The organism is Mucilaginibacter sp., assembly GCF_036383575.1.
Classification (GTDB): domain Bacteria; phylum Bacteroidota; class Bacteroidia; order Sphingobacteriales; family Sphingobacteriaceae; genus Mucilaginibacter.
In genome coordinates this window covers 1-5,192 of the sequence record NZ_DASVOB010000060.1, presented here as the reverse complement: position 1 = coordinate 5,192, position 5,192 = coordinate 1, and the positions used below count along the sequence as shown (strand labels likewise).

Annotated in this window: 6 protein-coding genes; 3 read left to right on the top strand and 3 right to left on the bottom strand. The window is 43.0% G+C overall.

What is annotated here, in order from left to right; genetic code table 11:
• The 3 genes from VF500_RS02070 to ruvX form a co-directional block, all read right to left on the bottom strand.
• The coding region (locus tag VF500_RS02070; RefSeq protein WP_414688560.1) for an O-methyltransferase at positions 1–252 on the bottom strand (252 nt) is incomplete at its 3' end.
• Between the two features lie 58 nt (positions 253–310).
• Positions 311–1,120: a DNA damage-inducible protein D gene (gene dinD, locus VF500_RS02065; RefSeq protein WP_330858084.1), complete on the bottom strand. Its 810-nt coding sequence runs from the start codon at positions 1,118–1,120 to the stop codon at positions 311–313.
• Positions 1,121–1,173: 53 nt separating this feature from the next.
• On the bottom strand, positions 1,174–1,584 hold the full coding sequence (gene ruvX, locus VF500_RS02060; protein WP_330858083.1) for a Holliday junction resolvase RuvX: 411 nt from the start codon (positions 1,582–1,584) through the stop codon (positions 1,174–1,176).
• Between the two features lie 186 nt (positions 1,585–1,770).
• On the opposite strand from ruvX, the gene VF500_RS02055 reads away from it, so the two are divergent.
• The 3 genes from VF500_RS02055 to VF500_RS02045 are packed head-to-tail and all read left to right on the top strand — an operon-like array spanning position 1,771 to position 4,927.
• A complete protein-coding gene (locus VF500_RS02055; RefSeq protein ID WP_330858082.1) occupies positions 1,771–2,916 on the top strand; it encodes a hypothetical protein in 1,146 nt (381 codons plus the stop codon).
• 2 nt (positions 2,917–2,918) lie between these two features.
• Positions 2,919–4,448, top strand: coding sequence for a regulatory iron-sulfur-containing complex subunit RicT (gene ricT, locus VF500_RS02050; protein ID WP_330858081.1), 1,530 nt, complete (start codon positions 2,919–2,921; stop codon positions 4,446–4,448).
• Positions 4,445–4,927 (top strand): gliding motility lipoprotein GldH, encoded by a 483-nt coding sequence (locus VF500_RS02045; protein WP_330858080.1) that lies wholly within the window; start codon positions 4,445–4,447, stop codon positions 4,925–4,927. Before ricT ends, VF500_RS02045 begins: the two co-directional genes overlap by 4 nt.
• Positions 4,928–5,192: the final 265 nt, after the last annotated feature.

Sequence of the window (5,192 nt, the reverse complement as noted above, 5' to 3'; positions counted from 1 at the left end):
GATGCCATCTTCGGCCAAACCTTCGGCCAGGCAAATAGCCGAGTAGCCCGTGTAGGTACCTATCTCCAGGATGCGTTTAGGCTGCACCATTTTACTCAAAAAACTCAGCAGCCTGCCCTGGTAATGTCCCGATAGCATGTTGGGTTTTAACACCTTCATATGCGTTTCGCGGTTGAGCTTTTTAAGCGCTTCCGGCTCGGGGTCGCAATGGTCATCTAAGTAAGCCAATAAGGCATTAGGGAGAATATCCATTCCACAAAACTACGAATTTTATTTTTAATGGAAATTTAGAGCTCTCTTGAAGATGCGATTACTCCAGCTTCTTACCTTTACTCAAACCTTTTATGCTATTCTCGGCAGGCAAATCCTCGGGCATTGTTCCCCCCAATTCTTGTATGGTTTGTCTTACTTTCTTACCCACCTCGTAATGAGTTTTATTCGCTTTATTTTTTCCTTTTATCTGCTCTCTCTTTAACTTTTCTTCTGTTTGAGTGGCACGAAAAAGGTTTGCTGCCAATTCTGTACTTCCCATATGATCTAATATGTTTTGACTCTTTTTTAAATTCTTCTTAGCATGAATCTCTTTAGCGCCTAATCCATCATATAACCCCATATATCCGTGATTCTGAAAAACAGCATATTCCCACGGCTGTATCACACCGGCATCTCGAGCTGCATCCGCAAGATGCTTGTTATGCTCTGCCATCTCTCTTCTTAAATACAATCGCTTTTCTTCTTCACTTTTTAATTGCTCAAACCTTTGTTCAAGGATTTCCTGTTTCCTTGTTTGGACAGCAAAATAGGTTTGACCTTGAGCGACAACTTCTTTGGCAGGATCAGCATTTTGAATAATCAAATAGCATGCGTACCTCGAAAGATGTAAATCGCCTATATCCCGTTTAGCACCTTTAGGCAAATCTATCGTTTTCTCCACTCGGGGAAAATGATCATCTGGCTCCTGTCCGGCATTTTTGCACGCTTCCTTTGCCTTAGCAATTACGTTTAAAAATTTATCCCACTTAATATAATCCAATATTTTAAAAAGCTCCCTTCCACTCCAATATTCCTGCCCAATACTATTTAAGTGTTTAATTTCTTCAAAAACGCTTTTCTTTTCCATAAACTAAAAATACACTTTATTTTAAAAATACTAAAAAAAATAGCAATTTGTTTTTAGAACTTCTTGCCCATCCAGCTCTGCAATAATATCACTGCCGATATCGTATCCACCAGCTCCTTATTTTGCCGGTTCTTTTTGTTCATGCCACTCTGAGCAATAGTTGCTGATGCCATTTTTGAGGTAAAACGCTCATCAACCATTTCGATGGGCATTTCAGGGAAAGTTTTCTTTAACAGGTTCACAAAGCCTTTTACATGTGGGGCCGATTGAGAGGGTGTATTGTCCATCTGCTTAGGTTCGCCTACAATAAAGCGTTCCACCTGTTCTGTTTGGAGGTATTTTTTCAGAAACTCAATGATATTATTAGGGTGGATATTATCAAGCCCGGTAGCGATGATCTGCAGGGGGTCGGTAACCGCGATGCCAATGCGCTTCGTGCCGTAATCAAAAGCCATTACTCTCATGTTGTAAAGATATGAGATGTGGAATATAGATTTGAGATGTAAGGCATGAGATTTGAGATTTAGCTCTATCATCTCTACAAATCAGATGAAAATCACACATGATATATCTTTTCTTTACTGTCAAAAAATATTCCTGTCTCATATCTCACATCTAAAATCTCATATCTAATTACTATTTTGCACCAAATGCAGTTTAAAGAAATAGTAGGACAGGAAGCAACCAAGCAACGATTGCTTAACACGGTGACTGAGAACCGGGTAAGCCATGCGCAATTATTTTTAGGCCCCGAAGGTTCGGGTAGTCTTGCGCTTGCTGTTGCCTACGCTCAGTACCTTTCCTGCGAAGATAAACAGCCGGATGACTCATGCGGTGTGTGCTCTTCCTGCCGGAAGTATCAGAAACTGATGCATCCCGATCTGCATTTTTCATACCCCTTCTTCGCTAAACATAAAGATGATACTGCGCTTACATTTATTGAACAATGGCGCGGGGCTTTAACCACCAATCCGTATTTAAGTCTTGATATTTGGCGTGGATACCTGGATGCTGAAAACAAACAGGCCAACATCAACATTGCCGAATGCCACCAGATCATTAAAAAATTAAGCTTTAAGCCTTTTGAATCGGAATATAAGATCCTGATCCTATGGCTGCCCGAATACCTGGATAAGGAAGGGAACGCACTGCTTAAAATTATTGAAGAGCCACAGCCTAACACCCTGTTTTTATTAGTAGCCCAAAACCAGGACCAGATCCTGAACACCATATTATCGCGTACACAGCTGGTTAAAATACCAGCATTGGAGTATGATGAAATTAAAGAACATCTGCTAAGCGCCCATCACCAAACCGAAGAAGCGGCTGCCGAAATAGCTTACCTGAGCAACGGCAACATGACCGAAGCTTTGGCCATGCTACAGCAGGACAACAAAAGCTACCACGAGCTGTTTGTACAATGGCTGCGCTATTGTTTTGGCAATAAGGGCATTGAGGTTATGGCCTTTGTTGATCAGTTTGCCAAAATGGGGCGCGAAAACCAAAAGAACTTTTTGCGTTACGGTACCAGCTTTGTTCGCGAATGCTGTTTGTTGATTGCCGGTGCAGGAAGCCTGGTACATTTGCCGGCAAAAGAGCTGGATACGGCGCAAAAAATGAGCAATGTATTGAGTATAGGCAAATCGCAACTGATCATTGATGAGCTTGAAAAAGCGCATTATCACGTGGAGCGTAACGCTAATCCTAAAATCTTATTTTTAGATGTATCTTTACAAATTATTAAAATACTAATTAATAAAAATGTCCCTGCGGGGAATCAATATATGCCAAGTTAATTATGGGATGTGGAAGTTGCTCAACAGGTGGCGGATGTTCGCCTGCGGGCTGCAAAAGTAACGGCAGTTGCCTTACTAATGGTTGCAGCAAATTAGATGTTTACGATTGGCTGTCGCACATGGACATGCCAACTAACTATAAGCCTTTCCAGGTTATTGAAGTTAAGTTTAAAGGCTCGCGCAAGGAGTTTTATTTAAACCACGATAATATTTACCTCGAAGCCGGCGAACTGGTAGCTGTTGAAGCAACTACCGGAGGTTATGATATCGGCCACATTTCGCTTACCGGCGAACTGGTGCGGATGCAAATGGTAAAACGCCATGTTAAGGAAGCCGATGTAGTCAAAAAGATCTACCGGAAAGCTACCATTGCCGATGTTGAAAAATGGAAAGCCGCCAAGGATATGGAATGGGAAACCATGCACAAATCGCGCAAGCTGGCACTTGATCTTAACCTGAGCATGAAGCTGAGCGATGTAGATTACCAGGGCGATAAAACTAAGGCAACATTTTATTATACGGCCGAAGGTCGCGTTGATTTCAGGGAACTGATCAAGAAAATGGCCGAAACCTTCCGAATCCGTATAGAGATGAGGCAGATAGGCATGAGGCAGGAAGCAAGCCGTTTAGGTGGCATAGGCTCATGCGGTCGCGAATTGTGCTGCTCAACCTGGCTTACCGACTTTAAAACGGTATCTACTTCGGCAGCACGTTATCAAAATCTTTCGTTAAATACGCTGAAACTGGCCGGCCAGTGTGGTAAACTGAAATGCTGCCTTAACTACGAGCTGGATACTTACATGGATGCACTTAAACACATCCCTGATAATGTAAACATACTCAGAACACAAAAAGGCGACGCCCGTTTGCAAAAAACCGACATCTTTAAAAAACTGATGTGGTTTAGTTACCCTGGTGAAGAATCATGGGTTCCGCTGCCGATAAAAAAGGTTAAAGAGATCCAGCAGCAAAATAAAGACGGCGTGATCCCTGAAGATCTGGGCGAAATTGTTGAGGTGGAAACAGCACCCTCAAAAGTGCTTGATTACGAAAACGTGGTTGGCCAGGACAGCTTAACCCGTCTTGACGAGCGCCGTAACAATAATAAAAAGAAGAACAAAAGCCGTAATAAAAACCAAAAACCCGGAGGTCAGGCGCAAGCCGAGGGCAAACCTGCTAATCAGCAGCCTCAGCAGGGATCAGGTAATCCACAGGAAAAACCGGCCCAACAACCGTGTCCTGAAGGGAACCGTCAGCCGCAAAATAACAGGCCTCAGGGAAACAGACCTCCACAGCAAAATAAACCGCAGGGAGAGGGCCGCCCACAGGGTGAAGCCAAACCGCAAAGGGAAGGTAGGCCACAGGGTGAACCAAAACAGCAAAGGGAAGGCAAACCACCGGGCGAACCGAGACCACAAGGAGAGGGGAAACCACAGGGAGAAGGCGGCAGTAATAACAACAGGCGCCGCAGGCCTAACCGCCCAAACCGGAACAATAATAACAACAACAATCAACAGGCAAAACCTGAATGAAACGGGCTTTAAATATACTTTACCCGGCAGCATTGTTATTGATAACAATGCTTGCCGGTTCCTGTACCGATCCTAACAGCATCATTGATACCAACACCGAAATTACCGATCATAACTGGTCGTACGTTAACCGCGTAAATTTTAATGTTAAAATTGATGATGAAAAGGCTGCCTATAACCAATACCTTAATTTACGGGTAACAGGCAACTATAAATACTCCAACATATTTGTGATTGTTTACCAGATCACGCCCGATAAAAAAACACAGAGTACCCGCTTTGAAGTAAAGCTGGCTAACCCCGATGGCGAATGGCTGGGCAAAGGATCAGGTAATTTATACAGTTACCAGGTGCTTTTGCGCAAAAACTATCACTTCCCTACAAAAGGTGTTTACCGTTTTCAAATTGAGCAAAACATGCGCGATAACCCGCTGCATGAGATCAGCGACGTAGGTTTAAGGGTAGAAAAAGCTCAATAATTTATACTAAAAATAAAGACCGTCATTGCTGGAACGAAGCAATCCCCGATTTGCAGAGTGGCTCTGTATAGTTTGTGATTCCTTTGTCCCTTATAATGACGGTCTTTTTTATTATTTTTAGATAGTTTATAAGAACTCTATGAAAAAACGCATCATTCTTGCATTTATAGCCGCCTCAATAGCTTTCACTTCCTGTCACAGCTCCGATAAAAATACTACCCGTCAAAACGATAGCAGCACAGCCAAAGGCAGCGGCGGCCCTGCC

Excerpts from the sequence above, each read along its gene's own strand:
- dinD (WP_330858084.1), bottom strand. The coding sequence starts at position 1,120 with ATGGAAAAGAAAAGCGTTTTTGAAGAAATTAAACACTTAAATAGTATT.
- ruvX (WP_330858083.1), bottom strand. The coding sequence starts at position 1,584 with ATGAGAGTAATGGCTTTTGATTACGGCACGAAGCGCATTGGCATCGCG.
- VF500_RS02055 (WP_330858082.1), top strand. The coding sequence starts at position 1,771 with ATGCAGTTTAAAGAAATAGTAGGACAGGAAGCAACCAAGCAACGATTG.
- ricT (WP_330858081.1), top strand. The coding sequence starts at position 2,919 with ATGGGATGTGGAAGTTGCTCAACAGGTGGCGGATGTTCGCCTGCGGGC.
- VF500_RS02045 (WP_330858080.1), top strand. The coding sequence starts at position 4,445 with ATGAAACGGGCTTTAAATATACTTTACCCGGCAGCATTGTTATTGATA.